Origin of the sequence: Rhodococcus sp. PD04 (genome assembly GCF_035918275.1) — a bacterium.
Taxonomy (GTDB): Bacteria; Actinomycetota; Actinomycetes; order Mycobacteriales; family Mycobacteriaceae; genus Rhodococcus; species Rhodococcus rhodochrous.
Window position 1 is genome coordinate 1982853 of sequence record NZ_CP142143.1, and the last position, 21950, is coordinate 2004802.

Annotated in this window: 20 protein-coding genes; 9 read left to right on the forward strand and 11 right to left on the reverse strand. The window is 68.0% G+C overall.

The window, feature by feature from the left end:
• The first annotated feature begins 18 nt into the window (after positions 1 to 18).
• Positions 19 to 1296, forward strand: coding sequence for an ATP-dependent Clp protease ATP-binding subunit ClpX (clpX, locus tag U9J23_RS09150; RefSeq protein WP_016691868.1), 1278 nt, complete (start codon positions 19 to 21; stop codon positions 1294 to 1296).
• Positions 1297 to 1386: 90 nt separating this feature from the next.
• Here clpX and U9J23_RS09155 read toward each other — a convergent pair whose 3' ends face one another.
• Both U9J23_RS09155 and U9J23_RS09160 read right to left on the reverse strand, forming a co-directional pair.
• The gene (locus U9J23_RS09155) at positions 1387 to 2130 is read right to left on the reverse strand and encodes an SDR family NAD(P)-dependent oxidoreductase (RefSeq protein WP_016691869.1); all 744 of its coding nucleotides are present in this window, start codon (positions 2128 to 2130) and stop codon (positions 1387 to 1389) included.
• 34 nt (positions 2131 to 2164) lie between these two features.
• Complete coding sequence (locus U9J23_RS09160) at positions 2165 to 3085, reverse strand: 3-oxoacyl-ACP reductase (protein ID WP_016691870.1); 921 nt, start codon at positions 3083 to 3085, stop codon at positions 2165 to 2167.
• Positions 3086 to 3288: 203 nt separating this feature from the next.
• Here U9J23_RS09160 and U9J23_RS09165 point away from each other — a divergent pair, with 203 nt between their 5' ends.
• The 7 genes from U9J23_RS09165 to U9J23_RS09195 all read left to right on the forward strand — a co-directional run bounded on the left by U9J23_RS09165 (position 3289) and on the right by U9J23_RS09195 (position 10967).
• Complete coding sequence (locus U9J23_RS09165) at positions 3289 to 3906, forward strand: TetR family transcriptional regulator (RefSeq protein WP_026061072.1); 618 nt, start codon at positions 3289 to 3291, stop codon at positions 3904 to 3906.
• A 118-nt stretch (positions 3907 to 4024) separates the two neighbouring features.
• Complete coding sequence (locus U9J23_RS09170) at positions 4025 to 5188, forward strand: steroid 3-ketoacyl-CoA thiolase (protein WP_272266455.1); 1164 nt, start codon at positions 4025 to 4027, stop codon at positions 5186 to 5188.
• Positions 5189 to 5219: 31 nt separating this feature from the next.
• The gene (locus U9J23_RS09175) at positions 5220 to 7409 is read left to right on the forward strand and encodes an acyl-CoA dehydrogenase (protein ID WP_229580145.1); all 2190 of its coding nucleotides are present in this window, start codon (positions 5220 to 5222) and stop codon (positions 7407 to 7409) included.
• Between the two features lie 5 nt (positions 7410 to 7414).
• Positions 7415 to 8284, forward strand: a complete 870-nt coding sequence (locus U9J23_RS09180) for a MaoC/PaaZ C-terminal domain-containing protein (RefSeq protein WP_085467964.1) — start codon at positions 7415 to 7417, stop codon at positions 8282 to 8284.
• Entirely contained in the window at positions 8281 to 8937 is a 657-nt protein-coding gene (locus tag U9J23_RS09185; RefSeq protein WP_272266456.1) for a PaaI family thioesterase, read from the forward strand. The genes U9J23_RS09180 and U9J23_RS09185 overlap by 4 nt, the downstream gene beginning before the upstream one ends.
• A gap of 41 nt (positions 8938 to 8978) precedes the next feature.
• Complete coding sequence (locus U9J23_RS09190; RefSeq protein ID WP_145707076.1) at positions 8979 to 9767, forward strand: SDR family NAD(P)-dependent oxidoreductase; 789 nt, start codon at positions 8979 to 8981, stop codon at positions 9765 to 9767.
• An 18-nt stretch (positions 9768 to 9785) separates the two neighbouring features.
• Positions 9786 to 10967, forward strand: coding sequence for an alpha/beta hydrolase family protein (locus U9J23_RS09195; protein WP_272266457.1), 1182 nt, complete (start codon positions 9786 to 9788; stop codon positions 10965 to 10967).
• 9 nt (positions 10968 to 10976) lie between these two features.
• Here U9J23_RS09195 and fdhD read toward each other — a convergent pair whose 3' ends face one another.
• Positions 10977 to 11807 (reverse strand): formate dehydrogenase accessory sulfurtransferase FdhD, encoded by an 831-nt coding sequence (fdhD, locus tag U9J23_RS09200; RefSeq protein WP_272266458.1) that lies wholly within the window; start codon positions 11805 to 11807, stop codon positions 10977 to 10979.
• Positions 11808 to 12107: 300 nt separating this feature from the next.
• Here fdhD and U9J23_RS09205 point away from each other — a divergent pair, with 300 nt between their 5' ends.
• The gene (locus tag U9J23_RS09205) at positions 12108 to 13445 is read left to right on the forward strand and encodes an ammonium transporter (protein ID WP_059383894.1); all 1338 of its coding nucleotides are present in this window, start codon (positions 12108 to 12110) and stop codon (positions 13443 to 13445) included.
• 83 nt (positions 13446 to 13528) lie between these two features.
• Here U9J23_RS09205 and U9J23_RS09210 read toward each other — a convergent pair whose 3' ends face one another.
• From U9J23_RS09210 to glnT, 8 genes are all read right to left on the reverse strand, one after another.
• Positions 13529 to 14176: a helix-turn-helix domain-containing protein gene (locus tag U9J23_RS09210; protein ID WP_059383893.1), complete on the reverse strand. Its 648-nt coding sequence runs from the start codon at positions 14174 to 14176 to the stop codon at positions 13529 to 13531.
• 128 nt (positions 14177 to 14304) lie between these two features.
• Entirely contained in the window at positions 14305 to 15495 is a 1191-nt protein-coding gene (locus tag U9J23_RS09215) for an NAD(P)/FAD-dependent oxidoreductase (RefSeq protein WP_272266460.1), read from the reverse strand.
• 56 nt (positions 15496 to 15551) lie between these two features.
• Positions 15552 to 16112 (reverse strand): HutD/Ves family protein, encoded by a 561-nt coding sequence (locus U9J23_RS09220; protein WP_085467970.1) that lies wholly within the window; start codon positions 16110 to 16112, stop codon positions 15552 to 15554.
• Positions 16113 to 17342 carry an allantoate amidohydrolase gene (locus U9J23_RS09225; RefSeq protein ID WP_272266461.1) on the reverse strand — a complete coding sequence of 410 codons (1230 nt, stop codon included), beginning with the start codon at positions 17340 to 17342 and terminating at the stop codon, positions 16113 to 16115. It lies immediately after the preceding gene.
• Between the two features lie 46 nt (positions 17343 to 17388).
• Complete coding sequence (locus tag U9J23_RS09230; RefSeq protein ID WP_272266462.1) at positions 17389 to 18717, reverse strand: FMN-binding glutamate synthase family protein; 1329 nt, start codon at positions 18715 to 18717, stop codon at positions 17389 to 17391.
• 46 nt (positions 18718 to 18763) lie between these two features.
• Positions 18764 to 19462 carry a protein glxC gene (locus U9J23_RS09235; RefSeq protein ID WP_059383986.1) on the reverse strand — a complete coding sequence of 233 codons (699 nt, stop codon included), beginning with the start codon at positions 19460 to 19462 and terminating at the stop codon, positions 18764 to 18766.
• Positions 19463 to 19515: 53 nt separating this feature from the next.
• Entirely contained in the window at positions 19516 to 20403 is an 888-nt protein-coding gene (locus U9J23_RS09240; RefSeq protein WP_059383888.1) for a glutamine amidotransferase, read from the reverse strand.
• 46 nt (positions 20404 to 20449) lie between these two features.
• A complete protein-coding gene (gene glnT, locus U9J23_RS09245) occupies positions 20450 to 21829 on the reverse strand; it encodes a type III glutamate--ammonia ligase (protein WP_229580134.1) in 1380 nt (459 codons plus the stop codon).
• Positions 21830 to 21950 lie beyond the last annotated feature (121 nt).

Here is a 21950-nt window from a genome sequence, read left to right on the forward strand (position 1 = left end):
GAAGTAGGGACCTGACTGATGGCACGTATCGGTGACGGCGGAGATCTGCTCAAGTGCTCCTTCTGCGGAAAGAGCCAGAAGCAGGTCAAGAAGCTCATTGCGGGCCCCGGTGTCTACATCTGCGACGAGTGCATCGATCTCTGCAACGAGATCATCGAGGAGGAGCTGGCCGAGACCAGCGAGGTCAAGCTCGACGAGCTGCCCAAGCCCGCCGAGATCCGCGACTTCCTCGACAATTACGTGATCGGCCAGGATGCCGCCAAGCGCACGCTGGCCGTCGCGGTCTACAACCACTACAAGCGCATCCAGGCCGGCGACAAGGGCCGCGACTCCCGCGGTGAGACGGTCGAACTCGCGAAGTCCAACATCCTGCTCCTCGGTCCCACCGGCTGCGGCAAGACCTATCTCGCGCAGACGCTCGCGAAGATGCTCAACGTGCCGTTCGCCATCGCCGACGCCACGGCACTGACGGAGGCCGGCTACGTCGGCGAGGACGTCGAGAACATCCTCCTCAAGCTCATCCAGGCCGCCGACTACGACGTCAAGCGCGCCGAGACCGGCATCATCTACATCGACGAGGTCGACAAGATCGCCCGCAAGAGCGAGAACCCGTCGATCACCCGCGACGTGTCGGGCGAGGGTGTGCAGCAGGCGCTGTTGAAGATCCTCGAAGGCACCCAGGCATCCGTCCCGCCGCAGGGTGGCCGCAAGCATCCGCACCAGGAATTCATCCAGATCGACACCACGAACGTGCTGTTCATCGTGGCGGGTGCATTCGCCGGCCTCGAGAAGATCGTCTCCGACCGCGTCGGCAAGCGCGGCATCGGCTTCGGCGCCGAGGTGCGGTCGAAGGCAGAGATCGACACCACCGACCACTTCGCCGACGTCATGCCCGAGGACCTCATCAAGTTCGGTCTGATCCCCGAGTTCATCGGCCGCCTGCCGATCCTCGCGTCGGTGACCAATCTCGACAAGGAATCGCTCGTCCAGATCCTGTCGGAGCCGAAGAACGCTCTGGTCAAGCAGTACGTGCGCCTCTTCGAGATGGACGGCGTCGAACTCGAGTTCTCCCAGGACGGACTCGAAGCAGTCGCTGACCAGGCGATCCTCCGTGGCACCGGCGCCCGCGGGCTCCGCGCCATCATGGAGGAGGTGCTCCTGCCCGTGATGTACGACATCCCCAGCCGCGACGACGTCGCCAAGGTCGTGGTCACCGCCGAGACCGTCAACGACAACGTCCTTCCGACGATCGTTCCGCGCAAGGCCGATCGGGAGCGTCGCGACAAGAGCGCCTGATCCGGAGAACCTCCAGCCATGCACGAGCGCCTCGGCACGAAAGTGCCGAGGCGCTCGTCGTCGTTCCGGCCGAATCCGGCCCCTGCTGAATCAGCGTAGTTTGACGGTTCCGCCGTCGACCATGAGGGTCTGGCCGGTCATGTAGGACGCATCCTCACTGGCCAGGAAGACTGCAACACGGCCGATATCGGCCTGCGGGTCGCCGAACCGGTGCATCGGGGTCTTCGCCAGCAGAGCCTCCTCGACGCCGGGGTTGGCCGCGATGTACGCCTCCACACCCTCGGTCAGTGCCAGAGGCGAGATGACGTTGACGTTGATGTCCTCCGCGGCCCATTCGTTCGCCGCGACCCGGCTGATCGCCCTGATCGCTTCCTTGGCAGCGGCATACGAACTCTGCGTGGCGCTCCCGTCGATCCCTGCCCCGGACGCGAAGTTGATCACGGACCCCTTGTTCGCGGCGAGTTGGGGGTGTGCTGCCTTCATCAACCGGAACGTCGGGTAGAAGCCCGTGCCGAACGACAGGTCGAGCATCTCCTGAGTGGTCTCGAGCAGTGGCGCCTGCCGGGACGCGTGCGCGTTGTTGACGAGCACGTCGAGCTTTCCGAAATGCTCGACGGCGGACGCGACGATCGTCTCGGCGCTCGACTCGTCGGAGATGTCCGCGTACAGGAATTTCCCGGCTTCGCCGACCTCGGCTTCGAGGGCTTCACCCGCGGGCCGGTCGATGTCGACGAACAGGACGCGGGCACCCTCGTCCACGAATGCTCTGACGATGCCGCGCCCGATTCCTCCGGCGCCACCGGTGACGATCGCGACCTTGTCTGCAAGCCTCATGGCGTGCTCCCTTCGTGGGTGTGGTGTCAAGCGATCAGTCGACGGCCAGCGCGACCTTCTCGAGTTCCGCGATGCTGTAGGCGGCGTAGGTCTCGTACGGGCCGCGGCCGGTGAAGTACGACGAGAGCTGCTCGTCGAGTTCCTCGACCGTGAATGCCGAACCGGCTGCGTCGAAGCGGTTCTCGACGGTCGGCGCTGCCATGAGCGCGACCATCTTGCCGTACACCACGAACACCTGTCCGGTGATCTCCGAGGACGCCGGTGAGGCGAGGTAACGCACGAGGGTGGCCACGCGCTCCGGCGCCAGGGGATCGAGTCCGGTCGTGGCGCCGGCCTCGCCGAAGGCCTCCGCGGTCATCGCGGTGCGTGCACGGGGGCAGATCGCATTCGCGGTGACGCCGTAGCGCGCCAGGCCCTGCGCCGTGGACAGTGTCAGTGCCGTGATGCCTGCCTTCGCGGCGGAATAGTTCGGCTGTCCGGCGGAACCGAAGAGGAAGGCCTCCGACGAGGTGTTGACGACGCGGCCGTAGACCGGTCCACCCGCAGCCTTGCTCGCCTGACGCCAGTGCACCGCCGCCGCGTGGGAGGTGGCGGCGTGGCCCTTGAGATGGACCCGGATCACGTCGTCCCAGTCGGACTCGGTGAGGTTGAAGATCATCTTGTCGCGGATGATGCCCGCGTTGTTGACGAGGATGTCGAAGGACCCGAACGACTTGACGGATTCCTCGACGAGGCGTCCGCCGAGAGCCCAGTCGGACACGTCGCCGGTAACGGCGATGGCCTGGCCTCCCGACGCGACGATTTCCTCTGCCACCTCGTGCGCCGCGTCGCCCATGTCGTTGACGACGACGGCGGCACCTGCCTCGGCGAGGGCGAGGGCTTCGGCGCGGCCCAGGCCGGCCCCGGCGCCGGTCACGACCGCCGCGCGCCCGGCCAGACTTACGGATTCACCCATGGAACGTCTCCTGTTCGATTGCGGCGGTTCGTCAGTGCACCGCGCCGGAATTAGTATTCATTCTAGTCTCGGGTGGTGGTCGGTCCACCCACGGGACAGGTCCCACTGGCCGGGATCAGGCGGGATACGAGACGTGCCCACCTGGAACGTTCGTCGCCGGCAGTGGTCGATGCGCCACCGGTCGTGAAGGGGAGGAACCGAGCATGCCCAGACTTGCGGAGGCCCGGGACGCCGCAGAACCGAGTTCGGCGGAACAGCATGCGCGATACGGCAGGATCATCGATGCTGCTGCGCACCTGGGCGCGATGAAGGATCTCGAGCGCGTCCGGATGCAGGAGGTCGCCGAACTCGCCGGTGTCGCCATCGGGACCCTCTACCGCTACTTTCCGTCCAAGACCCATCTGTTCGTCGCGGTCATGGTGGATCAGATCGATCGGATGGGAATCCACCTCTCCAGGCGATCGCAGTCGTCCTCGTCGCCTGTCGACGTCGTATACGACGCGTTGCTGCAGGCCACCCGGGCGCTCGTGCGCACTCCGTTGCTGGCGAACGCGATGATCCAATCCGCCGCGTCGTCGAACGCCGCCACCATTCCCGACGTGGCGAAGATCGACCAGCACTTCGACAGACTGCTCCTGGCCGCCGCGGGTATCGCGGAACCCACGGTGCGGGACGCGACCGTCGTGCGGTTGGTCGTGGCGCTGTGGTTCGGTCTCGTCCAGTCCGCGCTCAACGGGCGGATATCGATCCCCGAGGTCGAGTCCGATCTGCGCGTCGCGTGCGACCTTCTGCTGGTCGATCTGCCCGCCGGTACGCGCTGACGGGCGATTCCCGAAGGCCACATTCCGCAAGGCCGGTCCCGCTCGGTGGGACCGTGCGGGAAACCGCGATCACCGTCACTAGAATAAATTTCAATAACGTCGAGAGCTGGGAGTAGGCATGAGGAACGTCGTCATCGTGGAGGCCGCGCGGACACCGATCGGTCGTCGTCGCGGACAGCTGGCCGGGGTCCACCCCGCGGTGTTGCTCGGTGCCGCCCAGAAGGCCGTTCTCGACCGCACCGGACTGCCTGCCGACCAGGTCGGTCAGCTCGTCGGGGGCGCCGTGACCCAAGCGGGGGAGCAGTCCAACAACGTGACCCGCCAGGCCTGGCTCCACGCAGGTCTCCCGTACACGACCGCCGCGACCACCATCGACTGCGCATGCAGTTCGTCGCAGCAGGCGGTCCACATGGTGGCCGGACTGATCGCGTCCGGGCAGATCGACGCGGGAATCGGATGCGGCGTCGAGGTGATGAGCCGGGTGTTCCTCGGTCAGGCCAACGCACCGGGCACCGGCAACCCCTATCCGGACGACTGGTCGATCGACATGGGTGACCAGTTCACCTCCGCCGAACGGATCGCCCACAAGCGCGGCATCAAGCGTGACGACGTCGACGCCCTGGGGCTCCAGTCGCAGCAGCGCGCCGCGGTCGCGTGGGCCGAAGGCCGGTTCGATCGCGAGATCGTCCCGGTACAGGCGCCGGTGGTGACCAAGGAGGTCGAGCCCACCGGTGAGATCGCGACCGTGACGCGTGACGGAGGTCTTCGCGAAACCACCGCGGAAGGACTCGCCGGTCTCCGGCCGGTCATCGAGAACGGAATCCACACCGCCGGAAACTCCTCCCAGGTCAGCGACGGCGCGGCCGCTGTACTGCTGATGAGCGAGGACAAGGCGCGCGAGGCGGGTCTGCGGCCACGTGCCCGTATCCTCGCGTCGACGCTCGTCGGTTCGGACCCGTACTACCACCTCGACGGCCCCATCGACGCGACCCGAGCCGTGCTCGAGCGCACCGGAATGTCGTTGTCCGACATCGACATCGTCGAGATCAACGAAGCCTTCGCCTCCGTCGTGCTGTCCTGGGCGCAGGTCCACGAGGCGGACATGAGCAAGGTCAACGTCAACGGCGGTGCCATCGCGCTCGGTCATCCCGTCGGTTCCACCGGTTCGCGACTGATCACCAGTGCCCTGCACGAACTCGAACGCTCGGACCGTTCGACTGCACTGGTCACGATGTGTGCGGGTGGCGCGCTGGCCACCGCCACCATCATCGAGCGCATCTGACGCCGGACACCTTCTACCCAAAGGACCCATCATGACTCTGGGATTGAGCGACGAGGACCGCGAACTCCGCGACTCCGTGCGCGGCTGGGCGGCACGACACGCCACACCCGACGTGATCCGCACGGCCGTCGAAGCGAAGACGGAAGCCCGCCCGACGTACTGGAGCTCGTTCGCCGAACTCGGCATGCTGGGATTGCACCTGCCCGAAGAGGTCGGAGGCGCCGGTTTCGGTCTGCTCGAAACGGCGATCGTCGCAGAGGAACTCGGACGGGCCATGGTGCCCGGCCCGTTCCTTCCGACCGTGATCGTGTCCGCGGTCCTCGACGAGGCCGGCCGTCGCAGCGAACTCGACGGGCTCGCGGACGGTTCGCTGTTCGGTGCGGTCGCCCTGCAGCCGGGGGACCTGCGCGTGGAGCGCGACGGCGATTCCGTCACGCTCTCGGGAACCTCCGGTGTCGCTCTCGGCGGCCAGGTCGCGGATGTCTTCCTGCTCGCGGCCGACGACGGTGGTGAGCGGGTATTCGTCGTCGTGACCCGTGACCGGGTCGAGGTCACGAACCTGCCCAGCTACGACGTGATCCGCCGCAACGCCGAGATCACCGTGAGTGCCGTGCCGCTGTCCGACGGGGACGTGCTGGAGTCGGATCCGCAGCGAATCGTCGATATCGCCGCGACCTTGTTCGCCGCCGAAGCCGCCGGTCTCGCGGACTGGGCCACCACCACCGCCGCGGACTATGCGCGGGTCCGCAAGCAGTTCGGCCGCGTCATCGGACAGTTCCAGGGTGTCAAGCACACCGTCGCCCGGATGCTCTGCCTCACCGAACAGGCTCGGGTCGTGGCCTGGGACGCCGCGCGAGCGCGGCGCGAGGACGTGCCGGACGACGAGGCGTCGCTGGCCGTGGCGGTCGCCGCCTCCATCGCCCCGGAGGCCGCCTTCCAGGTCACCAAGAACTGCATCCAGGTGCTCGGCGGTATCGGCTACACCTGGGAGCACGACGCCCACCTGTACATGCGGCGCGCCCAGTCGCTCCGGATCCTGCTCGGCTCCACGGCGTCCTGGCGGCGCCGGGTCGCCCACCTCACGCTCGGCGGTGCCCGCCGCGTGCTGAGCGTCGATCTGCCGCCCGAGGCGGAACGGATCCGCGCCGACGTCCGTGCCGAACTCGAGCCGGCGAAGTCGCTGGAGAACGCAGCGCGGAAGGCGTATCTGGCGGAGAAGGGCTACACCGCTCCCCATCTGCCCGAACCGTGGGGCAAGGCCGCCGACGCCGTCACGCAACTCGTCGTCGCCGAGGAACTGCGCGCCGCCGAACTCGAACCGCACGACATGATCATCGGCAACTGGGTGGTGCCGACCCTCATCGCGCACGGCAGTACCGAGCAGATCGAGCGATTCGTCCCGCAGTCGCTGCGCGGGGATCTCGTGTGGTGTCAGCTCTTCTCCGAACCCGGCGCCGGATCCGACCTCGCGGGCCTGTCCACCAAGGCCGTCAAGGTGGACGGCGGATGGAGGCTCGACGGCCAGAAGGTGTGGACGTCGATGGCACGGGTCGCGGATTGGGGCATCTGCCTCGCCCGCACCGACGCGGAAGCGCCCAAACACAAAGGCCTGTCCTACTTCCTGATCGACATCAGGAACACCGAGGGTCTCGACATCCGGCCGCTGCGAGAGATCACCGGCGAAGCCCTGTTCAACGAGGTGTTCCTCGACGGCGTGTTCGTGCCCGACGAGTGCCTCGTCGGCGAGCCCGGGGACGGATGGAAGCTCGCCCGTACCACCCTCGCGAACGAACGCGTCTCCCTCTCGCACGATTCGACTTTCGGTGCCGGCTGCGAGACTCTCATAGCGCTCGCGAACGGTATGCCCGGTGGACCGGACGACGAACAACTCACCGTCCTCGGCAAGGTTCTCGGCGATGCCGCGTCCGGTGGCCTCATGGGTCTGCGTACCGCTCTACGGTCCCTGGCCGGCGCACAGCCGGGTGCCGAGTCCTCCGTCGCCAAGCTCCTCGGCGTCGAGCACCTCCAGCAGGTCTGGGAGACCGCGATGGACTGGGCCGGTACTGCGTCGTTGCTCGACGACCAGGACCGAACTTCGGCGACCCACATGTTCCTCAACGTGCAGTGCATGTCCATCGCCGGTGGGACGACCAACGTCCAGCTGAACATCATCGGTGAGCGGCTTCTCGGCCTGCCCCGCGATCCCGAACCCGGAAAGTGACGCCCATGCCCATCGATACCGATGTCGCGCTCTCCGCTGCGCCCACCGTCCGCGACGCCTCGTGGACCGAACGCGATGTGATCCTCTACCACCTCGGTCTGGGCGCGGGCGTCGACTCGCTCGATCCCGCCGAACTGCGGTGGGTGTACGAGAAGGACCTGCGGGTCCTGCCGACCTTCGCGATGGTCGCCGGTCAGGGCGTCTCTGCCGGTGCGGTGACACCGGCCGGACTGAGCCTGCCGGGAATCGACATCGACCTGCGCAGAATCCTGCACGGTGGTCAGTCCGTCACCGTGCACGCCCCGATCCCGGTCTCCGGCTCCGCGACCATCTCGTCGCGTATCGCCGACGTATGGGACAAGGGCAAGGCCGCGGTGATCGTGCTCGAGCAGTCCGCAGTGGACGCCGACGGAAACCCGTTGTGGACCAGTGCGATGCAGATCTGGGCGCGCGGTGAGGGCGGCTTCGGCGGAGACGCCGGGCCCGATGTGTCGAACGCAGTGCCGGAACGGGACGCCGACAAGACCCTGGCGTCACCTACGAGCACGCAACAGGCACTGGTGTACCGGCTCAGCGCAGACATGAACCCGCTGCACGCCGACCCCGGGTTCGCGAAGGCGGCCGGCTTCGATCGGCCGATCCTGCACGGACTCGCCTCGTACGGTGTCGTGTGCAAGGCCGTCGTCGACGGTGTGCTCGACGGAGACCCGACCCGGGTCCGGTCGTTCTCGGTCCGCTTCGCCGGCACGCTGTACCCCGGGGAGACGATCGAGACGGCAGTCTGGCGCGACGACGACACCCTCACCCTGCTCGCCACCTGTCCCGAGCGCGACGGGCAACCGGTGCTCACCCACGCCACGATGGAGATTCGATGAGAGTCGCCCCGGACACCCACCCCGTCGTCGGACACGCGCCCGACGGCACGGTTCTGACCTCGGCACCGCAAGACACCGCCGTCGACCGCGCCACCGCCGCCGCGCGGCGCGTGGTGGACGCGTTGCTGCGCACCGACCGAGGCAACGCGAACCTCGAGCGGGTCGCCGAAGAACTCGACAATATCGCCGAGCACCTCGAGGAACACGCTCCCGAAGTGCAGGAGCGCTTGGTCGACATGTGGCACGGGGAGGGCGTCACCCGGCACGATCCGGTCACCGGGCCGGAGAACGCGCTCGCTCCGCCGCTGGTGCTCGCCGGTCGCGAGGACGGATCGGTGGAAGGCGTCGTCGAACTGACCTTCCCGTACCAGGGGCCGCCCGGGCACGTGCACGGCGGAGTGTCCGCCCTGCTGCTCGACCACACGCTGGGTGTGGCGAACGCCTGGGCCGGGCGCAGCGGCGCCACCGCACAGCTCAACGTGCGGTACCACCGGCCGACCCCGCTGTTCGAGCCGCTGACGATCACCGGTCGTCTGGTCGAGCAGGACGGCCGCAAGATCAACACGGTCGGCGAGATCAGGACCGCGGACGGCACGGTGTGCGTGTCCGTCGAGGCGCTGTTCATCGACAGGACGGTTCCCCGCCCTCGCTGACGGCCTGCACCGCACACGCCGTCGTATCGGAAAGGAACGGCATGGGGAAATTGGACGGGCGGGTGGCGATCGTCACCGGCGCCGGGATGGGAATCGGCCGCGGTGTTGCCGGCGCGCTGGCCCGTGAGGGAGCGAGCGTCGTCGTCGCCGAGGTCGACGAGGATGCAGGCGCGGCCACCGCGCGGTGGCTCACCGAGCATTGGGGCGTGGCCGCACATTTCGTACCCACCGACGTCACCGACCGCGAACAGGTGCACGCCATGGTGGATGCCGCGGTGCGCGAATTCGGGCGTCTCGACATCCTGGTCAACAACGCCTGGCGTTCATTGGGTTTCGCGCGGCTGGAGAACACGCCCGAGGAGAGCATGCAGTCGGGTTTCGACATGGCCGTGATGGCCGCCTTCTGGGCGATGCAGCGCGCATACCCGGAACTCGCCCGGCACGGAACCGGCCGCGTGATCAACATGTGCAGTCTCAACGGTGTCAATGCGCACATGTACTCGGTGTCGTACAACGCCGCGAAAGAGGCACTGCGCAGCATGACACGCACTGCGGCTCGGGAATGGGCACCGAAACAGGTGTGCTGCAACGTGATCTGCCCCGGCGCGCAGAGCGCGGCATACCGACGGGTGGCGGCGGCCGACCCGCAGATGGCCGCCACGCAGGCCGCGGCGAACCCGATGGGCCGCATCGGCGACCCTCTCGACGACATCGGCACGGTCGCAGCCTTTCTCGCGAGCGACGACTCCCGTTATCTCACAGGCAACACGCTGTTCGTCGACGGCGGTAGCCACATCAACGGCGTGCAGTGGGCGCCGAACGTGGACTGAAATCCCAACGGAGGATTCATGATCTCTCGTACTTCCCGGCGTGTGATGGCAGTACTCGCCGCAGCGTCGATGCTCGGCATCACGTCCTGCTCCGAATCCGGCGACGACGCCGAGGAGACTGCCGGGGGACCCGGTTCCCTCGTCACCGAACGCACCCTCACCGGTACGGCGGCGCTTCCCAGCGCGTCGCGAACGCATCTGATCACCTACCTGTCCGATGGTGCCGATCGGCGCCCCACCCTCGTCTCGGGCACGGTCGCGATCCCCGAGGGAGAGGCGCCCGACGGAGGCTGGCCCGTGATCAGCTGGGCGCACGGCACCACTGGGGTCGGTGACGCCTGTGCGCCGTCCGCCGACACCCCCGGTGGTCCGGCCCACTCCTACGTCAGCAGGACGACTGCCATGCTCGACCGGTGGGTCGCAGACGGCTACGCCGTGGTCCAGACCGACTACGAGGGCCTCGGCACACCGGGCGGACATCCCTACATGAACGGAGACAGCGCAGCCGACAGTGTCGTCGACATCGTGCGTGCCGCGCGGCAACTCGACCCGGGTGTCGGCACCCGGTGGATCGCGATGGGGCACAGTCAGGGCGGGCACGCCGCGCTGTATGCGGCGGCACGTGGCGAGGACCGCGCCCCCGAACTCGAACTGCAGGGTGCGGTCGCCTTCGCCCCCGGCAGCCGCACGAGTGAAACGGCCGAGTACTACGCGACCGCCGGCCCCGCGATCGGTCCGGCGCTCGGGTTCCTGCCGGTGCTGCTGCTCGGAGCGCAGGCGGCGGACCCGAGCATCGATGCCGACGCGATGCTCACCGACGCCTCGCGCCCCTTGCTCGACGCCGCTCGCACCGGGTGCATGGACGACATCCGCGAGGTGGCGAGCACGGTACCGGTGGATCAGGTGTTCGCCCCGGATGCGGACCTCGAGTCGCTCCGTGAGTACTACGCCGGTCAGGAGGTCGAACCGCTCACCCTGGCGGTGCCGACGCTCGTCGTGCAGGGAAGCGACGACGCGCTGGTACTGCGTCCGGTCACCGATCAGGTGACCGCGGCGCTGTGCAGCAACGGAGCCGATCTGACCTATCGGGTGTACGACGGAGCCGATCACCGAGCGGTACTCGAGGAGTCCGTCGAGGATGTGCGGGCGTTCGTCGACGGAGTACGCGCGGGCGAGGCGCAGGACGGCACGTGCGGTTGATGCCGCCGATCAGTTGGTCTTGATGCGTTCGGGGACGGTGTAGACGTTCATCGTGTCGCCGCGGAGGAAGCCCACGAGGGTGAGGTCGGACTCCGCGGCGAGGTCGACGGCCAGCGACGACGGCGCCGAGACCGCCGCGAGCACGGGGATCCCGGCCATGACCGCCTTCTGCACGAGTTCGAACGAGGCGCGTCCGCTCACCATGAGCACGCTGTGCGAGAGCGGAACCCGGTTGTCGGTCAGGGCCCAGCCGATCACCTTGTCGACGGCGTTGTGCCGGCCGACGTCCTCGCGCAGGGCCAGCAGCGCCCCGTCGGGGGTGAACAGTGCGGCCGCGTGCAGACCGCCCGTCGACTCGAAGACCTGCTGGTGCCGACGCAGCGTGTCGGGCAGTTCGGTGAGGGTGTGCGTGCCGATCGAGGTGGTGCCGGCATCCTTCAACGGATAGCGGGTGCGCGTGCGCACCTCGTCGAGCGAGTTCTTCCCGCACACCCCGCACGCGGAGGTCGTCGTGAACGCGCGTCGCCCCGTCCCTTCGGGGACGGTGACGCCGGGCGCGAGGGAGACGTCGAGAACGTTGTAGGTGTTGGCGCCGCTCTCGTCCACCCCGTCGCAGTAGCGGACGGCGGCGATGTCCTCGCGACTGCCGATCATCCCTTCGGCCAGCAGGAATCCGTGGACGAGATCGACGTCGTGCCCGGGGGTGCGCATCGTGATGGTGAGCGACTCACCACCGACCCTGATCTCGAGTGGTTCCTCGACGGCGAGGGTGTCGGGACGTCGCGTCGCCCTGTCCGCAGTGATGCGCAGTACCGGTCGACGTGTCGTGACCCGTCCCATCGTCTACCTCCCAGATGCGTGCAGCGGTTCGAGCCGTCGTTCCCCCGGAACCCCGGCAGGGCCGGGGTACCCCGGTGGCACAGGTTGTGCACACCGCGGGACGCGGCGTCTCGTCCTCCATACTGCCTGCCCGGACGCAACGGCATCCCTGTCCGGTGAACTGCGGTGGCGTTACACGAAGTTCACCCGCGCCTCGCAGGGACATTACAGAGTGGGTCCACTCTCAGGGGACGGTGATGAATGCGGGTCACCGACTGACGTAGGGGTCGTGAACCCCGGGATCGAACAGGGTGGACTTATATGGAACAGGCACTCGCGGCCGCCGATACCGCCTGGGTTCTGGCGGCGTTCACAGCAGTCGTACTGATGGTTCCGGGCCTGGCGCTGTTCTACAGCGGCATGCTCGGAGTCAAGAGCGCGCTCAACATGATCATGATGGTCTTCGGCGGATTCGCCGTCACGGCCGTCCTGTGGGTGCTGTTCGGTCCGGCCGCCGTGCTCGGTGACAGCGTCGGGGGCCTCGGCCTCATCGGCGATCCCTTCACCGACATCGGTCTGGGGTCGCTGCTCGAGGAGGACCCGGACGGAGGGATGCCCGCCGCACTGACCGCGGCCTTCCACCTCCTCTTCGCGGGCATCACAGTGGCGATCATCGCCGGTGGTGTCGCGGACCGGATGAAGTTCTCGGCGTGGCTGGTGTTCTCGGGCATCTGGGTCGTCCTCGTCTACTTCCCGGTCGCGCACTGGGTCTTCGCCTTCGACGACGAGGAGGCGGGTACGAAGGGCGGATGGATCGCCAACACGCTCGCCGCCCACGACTTCGCCGGCGGCACCGCCGTGCACATGAACTCGGGTGTCGCGGCGCTGGCACTCGCCATCGCACTCGGTCGCCGCCGTGGATTCCCGCACGTGGCCCGTCCCCACAACCTGCCCCTCGTCGTGCTCGGTGGCGGAATCCTGCTGTTCGGCTGGTTCGGCTTCAACGGCGGTTCGGCGGGCGGCGCCAACCACATGGCCGGTGTCGTCGTCCTCAACACGCTCGTCGCTGCGATGGCCGGCCTGCTCGGCTGGCTGATAGTCGAACGCATCAAGGAGAAGCACGCGACGACGCTCGGTGCCATCTCGGGCGTGATCGCCGCACTCGTGGGCATCACGCCCGCAGCGAGCCTCGTGTCCCCGCTCGGTGCCCTGCTGATCGGCGTGGTCTCCGGTGCCGTCGGCTGCTTCGCCGTGAGCTGGAAGTTCCGCATGGGCTACGACGACTCGCTCGACGTCGTCGCCATCCACCTCATGGGCGGCGTCGTGGGCACCACCCTCATCGCCTTCGTCGCGACGGCCGCCGCGCCGGCCGGTGTCGACGGTCTGTTCTTCGGTGGTGGGATCGACTTCCTCGGACGCCAGGTCGTCGCGATGGCCGCGGTCTTCGCCTACTCGTTCGCGGTGACCTTCCTGATCGCGAAGGCGCTCGACAAGATCATGGGCATCCGGGTCGACACCGAGACGGAGATGCGAGGCATCGACGTCCCGGTCCACGGGGAGACGGCCTACGTGATGGACTCGTTCTCACCGACCGGTCCGTCGACGCTGCGCCCCGAGGTGTTCGCCGAGGATCGCGACGTGATCGTGCCCAAGTCCTGATCGACGGACTTCGTTGATCGAACGGCAGGAGCCCTCACCGCACGCGAGGTGAGGGCTCCGTTGTGTTCACGGTTTCCGGTCGTTCACGGCTGGTGGTTGTCGGGATACGCCGTGACGGCGAGGAACCGGATGGGCAGCTTCAGCAGCTCGTTCGGTCCGTGCAACCCCTCGCCGTCGAGGAGCAGTGCGTCGCCCGGCTGCAGGTGGTACTCGGAATCGCCGTGGCCGTAGAGCATCTCGCCCTCGAGCATGTACAGCAGCTCCGTGCCGGGATGCTGGAAGAGCGGGAAGACGTCGCTCGCGTCGGTGAGGGTCACCAGCACCGGTTCGAGTCTCTTGTGCTGGCCGCGCAGCGCACCGAGCAGTTCGTAGTGATGGCCCACCCGCGTACCGCGACCGACGATCTCGGCGCCGTGCCCGTTCTTGGTGAACACCGCGTCGCGGTGCGCGTCCGCGCCCCGGAAGAGCGAGGTGACGGGGACGTCGAGGCCGGCGGCGAGCCGGGCGAGCGTCGACAGGCTGCACGAGGTCTGGGCGTTCTCGATCTTCGAGAGCATCGCCTTGGAGATCCCCACCTTGGCAGCCATGTCGCCGACGGACAGGCCGCTGGCCAAACGCAACGACCGTACCTGGTGGGCGATCGCGCGCTCGAGATCCACACCCGTCGGGGTGCCGCGCGGGACTTCGCGTCCGGAATCGTCGTACAGGACGGGACGATCTGGGCTGGCCATATCGTCAGCGTAGCGTGTGTCCACCGGTGGTGAACGCCGCAATGCGGACACGGCGGCGCCCTCCACGGATCCGGACGACAGGGATCCGGCCGGGTCCGTGGAGGGCACGAGTGCTGAGCGGGTGGGGATCAGCGCATCTCGCCGGCGCCTTCGTAGGGGTTGAGGCTCAGGAGCAGATCACCCTCCTCGAAGCGGGAGAAACGGAAGTCGTCCGGGTTCACGTTCGGAAGTTCGGTCTTCCCGTCGATCAGCAGGTCGGCGACCAGCTTGCCCACGGCGGGGGAGATCTTGAATCCGTGCCCGGAGAATCCCGTCGCCAGGAACAGACCCTCGACCGGTGCCGGACCGATGACGGGGTTGTAGTCCTCGGTGACGTCGTAGGCACCGACGTAAGAACTGGTGATCCGCGGGTCCGGCATGTCGGGAAGGCGGTTGCCGAGCTTCGTGATGTTCTTCTCGATCGTCGAGTCGTCGGCGCGGTTGACGTACTTGTCGGGATCGATGTACTGCGGCGTCTGGTGATCGGAATTGCCCACCAGGAGTTCACCGTTCGGCTCACGGCAGATGTACTGCAGACCCGCCAGATCGGACAGCACCGGCACCTCCGGGGTCGGGACGCCCTGGTCGACGAGAACCAACTGCGCGCGCTGCGCCCGGACGTCGATGTCGACGCCGACCCCGGCGACGAGTGCCGGCGTCCAGGGTCCCGCCGCGACGATGACCTGCTCGGCGTGCACCTCTGACCCGTCGGCGAGGGCGACGCCGTAGACCCGGCCCACGGCGTTCTGCAGCAACGACACCACCGGGGTGCTCTGCCGGATCTTCACGCCCATCCGACGTGCCGTTGCACCGAACGCCATTCCCGCCATGTAGGCCTCGCCGCGACCGCCGAGCGGTTCGTAGGCGAACAGGGCGAAATCGTCGAGGTTCAGGCCCGGCCACAGTTCGGCCATCGTGTCGTGGGAGATGAGTTCGGTGGCGATGCCCAGGCCCTGCATCATCTCGATGTTCGCCTCGAGCGGCTTGACGTTGTTCTCCGCGACACCGACGACGTAACCGCACTGGCGGAATGCCATGTCGTCGCCGAAGATTTCGGTCGCCCTGGTGAAGATGTCGACGCCGTACCAGGACATCGCGGCCAGCGAGGGGGTGCCGTAGTGGCACCGCACGACGCCGCTGGATTTACCGGTCATGCCCGAGCAGAGGGTGTCGCGCTCGAGGACGAGGACGTCGGTCTCGCCGCGGTCGGCGAGGGAGTAGGCGATGGCCAGGCCTTCGAGGCCGCCGCCGACGATCAGAAACTTGGTCGTGTCCGTCACCTGAGGATCCTTTGTTCGGTCGGCCTCCGAATCGGAGGTCGGTGGGGGAGTCGATGTCAGAGGGAGGAAGTGGGTTCGATGCGGACCAGTAGTCCGGTGGCCGACGAGCCTCGTAGGGTGATGGCCTCGCCGCGGATCAGGACACAGTCCCCGGGCGCAGCTCGTTCGGTGCCGGCCTGCACCGAGCCCGATCGCACGTAGAGGGCCGATACACGATCTGCGGCGGTGTCGAACGCCGTGTCGAGCGTGAAGTACCCGACGGCCGCGGTGGCGCCCCCGCGCTCGGTCATGACATTGAATGCACGGGTGGCGCCTCGGGGGACGCAGTGGGGCGCGTCCTCACCGGCGAACGAGTGTGGATGCCACGGATCCAGCGAACGGGGTCCGTGGCCCCAGTCGAGGTCGACGCCGTGCTCACCGATGACGGTGAAGATGCGGTCCCTGCCGGGGAAGGCCGAGAACTCGCTGGGGTCGGAGCCCAGATCGGCCACGCTGAGCCGCCACAGCGGACGGCCGGAGGGGCCGTCGGGTCCGGTCGCGACCTCCTCCGTGATCCCGGCGCCGTTGCGCCAGGGCACCCGCCGCCGCTCACCGGACCGGATCACCTGCGCGGCCACCTAACTGCCCGCCGTCCAGTCCGTCATGATGTCGGCCAGCGCCTGCGCTCCGATGTTGCAATCGTCGGCCTCGGCGAACTCGTGCGGTGAATGCGAGACGCCGGTGGGGTTGCGCACGAACAACATTGCGGTGGGAACCTTCTCCGAGAGGATGCCCGCGTCGTGCCCCGCCCGGGTGGGCAGTACCGGGATGTCCCCGAGATGCGACAGCGCGCGGCGCAACCGTTCGCGCGGTCCGGCCGGGAACTCGACGATCGGGGTGATCGATTCGGCGAAGACGTCGAATCCGATCTCGTCCGGCAGGCAGTGCTTGCGGGCCTCGGCCTCGATCTCGGCGACCAGCGTCGTCAGGGTCTCCTCGTCCGCGGCGCGAGCGTCGAGCCAGGCCTTGATCTCGGAGGGGATCGCGTTGGCCCCGTTGGGCAGCACCTCGAGTTTGCCGAAGGTGGCGACCGCGCCGGCCGCCGCGGCACACGAGCGGGCGCTGTGCACCGACGAGGCGTAGGCGAGCATCGGGTCGCGGCGGTCCACCAGGCGCGTGGCGCCGGCGTGGTTGGCCTCACCGGTGAAGGTGAACTGCCACCGGCCGTGCGGCCAGATCGACGACGCGACCGCGACCGGCGCGTCGACGAGGTCGAGGGCCCGGCCCTGTTCGACGTGAAGTTCGACGTATACCCCGACCCGGTCGACGAGGGTGGGGTCGGCGCCGATGTGTTCGGGCACGCGACCGGCGCGGGTCATGGCCTCGGCCAACGTGATTCCGTCACGATCACGCAGGCCGAGCGCACGCTGCGGAGCGAGCGCCCCGGTGGTGAGCTGACTGCCCACGCACGCCACACCGAAGCGGGCACCCTCCTCGTCGGAGAACGCGGTGATCGCGATCGGCACGGTCGGGACGATGCCGCGCTCACGGACCAGATCGACCGCGGCGAACGCCGAGACCACGCCGAGTGGTCCGTCGAACGCGCCGCCGTCGGGCACCGAGTCCAGGTGCGAACCGGTGACGAAGGCGTCGGTGGGATCGCCTTCCCAGCCGACGGGGAGCCACCACGCCCACAGGTTCCCGTTACGGTCCTCTTCGACGTCCATGCCGCGCTCGGCGGCGCAGCCGCGGAACCACTCGCGGAGAGTGAGATCGGCATCGCTCCAGGCGAATCGGCGATAGCCCCCGGTCATCGGATGTTTACCGACCTCCAGGATCGATGCCCAGAGCGTGTCGAAGGCGGTCATGTGTTGTGTCCTCTCGGGAAGTACGGTGGCAGGCCTGTTGCCACGGTCAGAAGGTGCTGCGGCGGGGGATCCAGTCGGTTCCGGCCAGGGGCACCCGTGCCATCGCGGCGGCTTCCATCGTGACGGCGACGAGGTCCTGCGGTTCGAGATTGCGCAGGTGCGACTTGCCGCACGCCCGGGCGATGGTCTGGGCTTCCATGGTGAGCACGCGCAGGTAGTTCGCGAGGCGACGGCCACCCTCGATCGGATCGAAACGCGCCTGCAGGTCGGGATCCTGCGTGGTGATGCCGGCGGGGTCCTTGCCGTCCTGGAAGTCGTCGTAGAATCCGGCCGCGGAGCCCAGCTTCTCGTACTCCGCCTGGTACTTCGGATCGTTGTCGCCGAGGGCGATCAGCGCGGCCGTGCCGATGGCGACGGCGTCGGCGCCGAGGGCCATCGCCTTGGCGACGTCGGCGCCCGAGCGGATGCCGCCCGAGACGATCAGCTGCACGCCGCCGGGGGTGCGGTGCACACCCATCTCCTGCAGGGCCTGCACGGCCTGGGGGAGCGCGGCGAGGGTGGGGATGCCGACGTGCTCGATGAAGACGTCCTGGGTGGCTGCGGTGCCACCCTGCATCCCGTCGACCACTACGACGTCGGCGCCGGACTTCACGGCGAGCTTGACGTCGTAGTAGGTGCGGGTCGCGCCGACCTTGACGTAGATCGGCTTCTCCCAGCCGGTGATCTCGCGCAGTTCGAGGATCTTGATGGCGAGGTCGTCGGGCCCGGTCCAGTCGGGGTGCCGGCAGGCGCTGCGCTGGTCGATGCCCACCGGCAGGGTGCGCATCCCCGCGACCCGCTCGGTGATCTTCTGCCCGAGGAGCATGCCGCCGCCACCGGGCTTGGCGCCCTGGCCGAGCACGACCTCGATGGCGTCGGCCTTGCGCAGGTCGTCGGGGTTCATGCCGTAGCGCGACGGGAGGTACTGGTAGACGAGGTGCTTGGACTGCCCGCGTTCCTCCGGGGTCATGCCACCGTCACCGGTGGTGGTGGACGTGCCGACCTCGCTGGCGCCACGTCCGAGGGCCTCCTTCGCGCGACCGGACAGCGCACCGAAGCTCATTCCGGCGATCGTGACCGGGATGTCGAGGTGCAGCGGGTACGTCGCGTTGCGGTCGCCGAGGACGACGTCGGTCTCGCACTTCTCGCGGTAGCCCTCGAGCGGGTAACGCGACATGGACGCGCCGAGGAAGAGTAGGTCGTCGAAGTGGGGAACCTTGCGCTTGGCACCCCAGCCGCGGATGTCGTAGATGCCGGTCGCGGCGGCACGCTGGATCTCGTGGATGACGTTGCGGTCGAAGGTGGCCGACTCACGCAGTCCGGGCTGGAAGGTCATGGAAGTCTCCTCGGGGGTCGAGCGGGCGGAAGGACGTCGGGGGCTCTCAGTAGGCCGAAGCGTTGTCGACGTGGAAGTGGTAGAGCTGCCGGGCCGAGCCGTAGCGGGTGAACTCGGCCGGGTCGGCGTCGAAACCGCCCGCGTCGAGCAGTTCCTGCAGTTCGGCGATGTGCTCGGGGCGCATCTCCTTCTTGACGCAGTCCGCACCGAGTGAGGCGACGGTGCCTCGCACGTAGATCCGCACCTCGTACAGCGAATCGCCCAGGGCCTCGCCGGCATCGCCAAGGACGACGAGTCGGCCGGCCTGGCCCATGAAGGCGCTCATGTGCCCGATGTCGCCGCCGACGACGATGTCGATGCCCTTCATCGAGATGCCGCAGCGTGCGGCGGCGTTGCCTTCGATCACCAGCAGCCCGCCGTGGGCGGTGGCGCCTGCGGACTGCGAGGCGTCGCCGGTGACGCGCACGCTGCCCGACATCATGTTCTCGGCGACACCGACCCCGGCGTTGCCGTCGATGGTCACGTGGGCGTGCTGGTTCATCCCGGCGGCGTAGTAACCGACGTGGCCGTCGATGCGGACGTCGATCGGCCGGTTCAGGCCGCAGGCGAGTGCGTGGGCGCCCTGCGGGTTCGCCACCTCGACCGAGGCCGGGGCCTCCGTCGCGTGTAGTGCCGCATTGAGTTCGCGGGTGGTGGTCGTCGCCAGGTCGTAGGTGGCGGTCTGGAGCAGGGTGTCGGTGGTCATGATTGCCTCCGGGGATGAGATCGGGACGGCGGGTTCGGGATTCGCGTGGCCGGTCAGCGTCGCCACACGTAGACCCGGTCCGGTTCGGGTTCGAAGATGCGGGCGTCGGCGATGCCGGGAAGTCCTGCCAGGGCGCGGAATTCCGAGGCCATGGCGACGTAGGCGTCGCACTCGGCGACGATCGCGGGCTTGCAGGCGATCGGATCGCGGACCACGGCGAAGGAATCGGAGGTGGACACCAGCAGGGTGTAGAAACCGTCGAAGCGTTCGCCGAGAAGGCGCAACGCCTTCTCGAGATCTGCGCCCTCCGCCAGGTGCTTGGCCACGAAGCGTGCGCCGACCTCGGTGTCGTTCTCGCTGTCGAACACCACGCCCTCGTCCTCGAGTTCGCGCTTGATCGACAGGTGATTGGAGAACGAGCCGTTGTGGACGAGACACTGGTCCGGGCCGACGGCGAAGGGATGTGATCCGGCTGCGGTGACGGCGGATTCGGTGGCCATGCGGGTGTGGCCCACACCCTGCCATCCGGATGCGGCCGGCAGGCCGAAGTCCTCGGCGAGGACGCGCGGGTCACCGGTGCCCTTGAGGACCGTGACATCGTCACCGAAACCGATGACGGTCGCCGTGGGTGCCAGTGTGCGGACGGTGTCGGCGAGCAGGGTCGCGGGGACGGGGGCGTGCAGCACGGTGGTGGGTGCGAGGTCGAGCGACCCGATGGTCACGCCCAGTGCGTCGCCGACGATCGTAGCGAGGTCCGAGGGTGCGTCGAGTACCGAGACCGACGACTCCCCGGCGGGGGAGAAGACCGGGTTGCCGTAGACGGCGACGCCCGCCGAATCCGGTCCGCGGTCCACCATCTGCCCGAGCATTCCGGTGAGCAGGCTGCCCAGCCGGGGTTCGAGCGAGGTGTCCCGCAGATGAAGTCCGACGATTCCGCACATGGTCGTCTCTCCTGTTCGATGGGGTGGGGAAGTAGGCGAAGATTTCTCAGAAGGCGGTCAGGTAGCTGTCGATCTCCCACGGCGTCACGGTGTTGTGCCAGTGGAAGAACTCCTCGCGCTTGAGGGAGGCGAAGTAGTCGGCGACACTCGCACCCGCTGCGTCGAGGGCGCCGGAGACGACAGGATCGGCCTGGAGGGCGTCCATCGCGTGCAACAGCGTCATCGGCAGGGTCTCCGTGGAACCGCCCGTACCGGGAGCGCCGGGGTCGAGATTGCGCTCGATGCCGTCGAGGCCTGCACCGACGGTCGCGGCGGTAGCGAGATAGGGGTTCGCGGAACCGTCGCCGCCGCGCAGTTCGACGCGGTTGGAATCGGGGACCCGCAGGTAGTGGGTGCGGTCGTTGCCGCCGTAGGTCGCGTAGCGCGGCGACCAGGTGGCGCCGGAGGACGTGCTGGTCGCGCCGGTGCGCTTGTAGGAGTTGACCGTCGGCGCGATGACGCCCTGCAGAGCACAGGCGTGCTCGAGGATGCCGGCGATGAACGAGTAGGCGGTCTTCGACAGGCCCAGGCCGCGCGGGTCCGATGCGTCGGGGAACGCCGAGGCACCGTCGCTCCACAGCGACAGGTGCATGTGCATGCCCGAGCCCGTGCGGTCGGCGAACGGCTTGGGCATGAAGGTCGCGGTCATGCCACGCTGCTCGGCGAGCACGGAGATGAGGTAGCGCAGGGTCACGACCCGGTCGGCGGTGGTCAGGGCGTCGGCGTACTTGAAGTTCTGCTCGAACTGACCGTTGCCGTCCTCGTGGTCGTTGGCGTAGTTGCCCCATCCGAGGGTGTTCATCGCCGACGAGATCGACGTCAGGTGCTCGTACATGCGGGTGACGTCGCGGGCGTCGTAACAGGGCTGACGGGAGGTGTCGAGGGCGTCGGCCGTGCGCAGCGTTCCGTTCTCGTCCTTGTTGACGAGGAAGTACTCGATCTCGGCGCCCACGTTGACCTCGAGGCCGAGTTCGGCGGCCTGTGCCAGCACGGACTTGAGGATCACACGCGGTGCGTACGGCCAGGGCTTGCCTTCGACGTGCGGGTCGCAGTGGACGAGAGCGAGGCCTTCGCGCACGAACGGGATGGGCGTGAACGACGCGGCATCGGGGATGGCGACGAGGTCGGGATCCTTCGGGACCTGGCCCATCGACCCGGCGGCGTAGCCGGCGAACCCGACTCCCTCGGTCCCGAGCTCACCGACGGATTCGACGGGAACGAGTTTGGCGCAGGGTTTTCCGGACAGGGTGGTGAAGACGGCGAGGATGTAGCGGGTGCCGGCGGCGTGGGCGAGTTCGGTCAGGGTGGGGGATCCGGAGGTCTCAGGGGACCGGCCGTTCGCGGACGGGAGGCGCAGCACGGACGTGTCGGTGGCTTCCAGCGTCATGGGGGCTCCTCGGATTCGACTGGTCGGGTTCGACGAGTTTCACTGTGTGAATCGGTGTCGAATGAAAGGAAACAGCCTGTTGATGACGTGCATGTTACGTACCGATGAGATTGCCGTCACG

Bases quoted from the DNA above. Each gene is read 5' to 3' on its own strand.
- clpX (WP_016691868.1), top strand. From the start codon at position 19: ATGGCACGTATCGGTGACGGCGGAGATCTGCTCAAGTGCTCCTTCTGC.
- U9J23_RS09155 (WP_016691869.1), bottom strand. From the start codon at position 2,130: ATGAGGCTTGCAGACAAGGTCGCGATCGTCACCGGTGGCGCCGGAGGA.
- U9J23_RS09160 (WP_016691870.1), bottom strand. From the start codon at position 3,085: ATGGGTGAATCCGTAAGTCTGGCCGGGCGCGCGGCGGTCGTGACCGGC.
- U9J23_RS09165 (WP_026061072.1), top strand. From the start codon at position 3,289: ATGCCCAGACTTGCGGAGGCCCGGGACGCCGCAGAACCGAGTTCGGCG.
- U9J23_RS09170 (WP_272266455.1), top strand. From the start codon at position 4,025: ATGAGGAACGTCGTCATCGTGGAGGCCGCGCGGACACCGATCGGTCGT.
- U9J23_RS09175 (WP_229580145.1), top strand. From the start codon at position 5,220: ATGACTCTGGGATTGAGCGACGAGGACCGCGAACTCCGCGACTCCGTG.
- U9J23_RS09180 (WP_085467964.1), top strand. From the start codon at position 7,415: ATGCCCATCGATACCGATGTCGCGCTCTCCGCTGCGCCCACCGTCCGC.
- U9J23_RS09185 (WP_272266456.1), top strand. From the start codon at position 8,281: ATGAGAGTCGCCCCGGACACCCACCCCGTCGTCGGACACGCGCCCGAC.
- U9J23_RS09190 (WP_145707076.1), top strand. From the start codon at position 8,979: ATGGGGAAATTGGACGGGCGGGTGGCGATCGTCACCGGCGCCGGGATG.
- U9J23_RS09195 (WP_272266457.1), top strand. From the start codon at position 9,786: ATGATCTCTCGTACTTCCCGGCGTGTGATGGCAGTACTCGCCGCAGCG.
- fdhD (WP_272266458.1), bottom strand. From the start codon at position 11,807: ATGGGACGGGTCACGACACGTCGACCGGTACTGCGCATCACTGCGGAC.
- U9J23_RS09205 (WP_059383894.1), top strand. From the start codon at position 12,108: ATGGAACAGGCACTCGCGGCCGCCGATACCGCCTGGGTTCTGGCGGCG.
- U9J23_RS09210 (WP_059383893.1), bottom strand. From the start codon at position 14,176: ATGGCCAGCCCAGATCGTCCCGTCCTGTACGACGATTCCGGACGCGAA.
- U9J23_RS09225 (WP_272266461.1), bottom strand. From the start codon at position 17,342: ATGACCGCCTTCGACACGCTCTGGGCATCGATCCTGGAGGTCGGTAAA.
- U9J23_RS09230 (WP_272266462.1), bottom strand. From the start codon at position 18,717: ATGACCTTCCAGCCCGGACTGCGTGAGTCGGCCACCTTCGACCGCAAC.
- U9J23_RS09235 (WP_059383986.1), bottom strand. From the start codon at position 19,462: ATGACCACCGACACCCTGCTCCAGACCGCCACCTACGACCTGGCGACG.
- U9J23_RS09240 (WP_059383888.1), bottom strand. From the start codon at position 20,403: ATGTGCGGAATCGTCGGACTTCATCTGCGGGACACCTCGCTCGAACCC.
- glnT (WP_229580134.1), bottom strand. From the start codon at position 21,829: ATGACGCTGGAAGCCACCGACACGTCCGTGCTGCGCCTCCCGTCCGCG.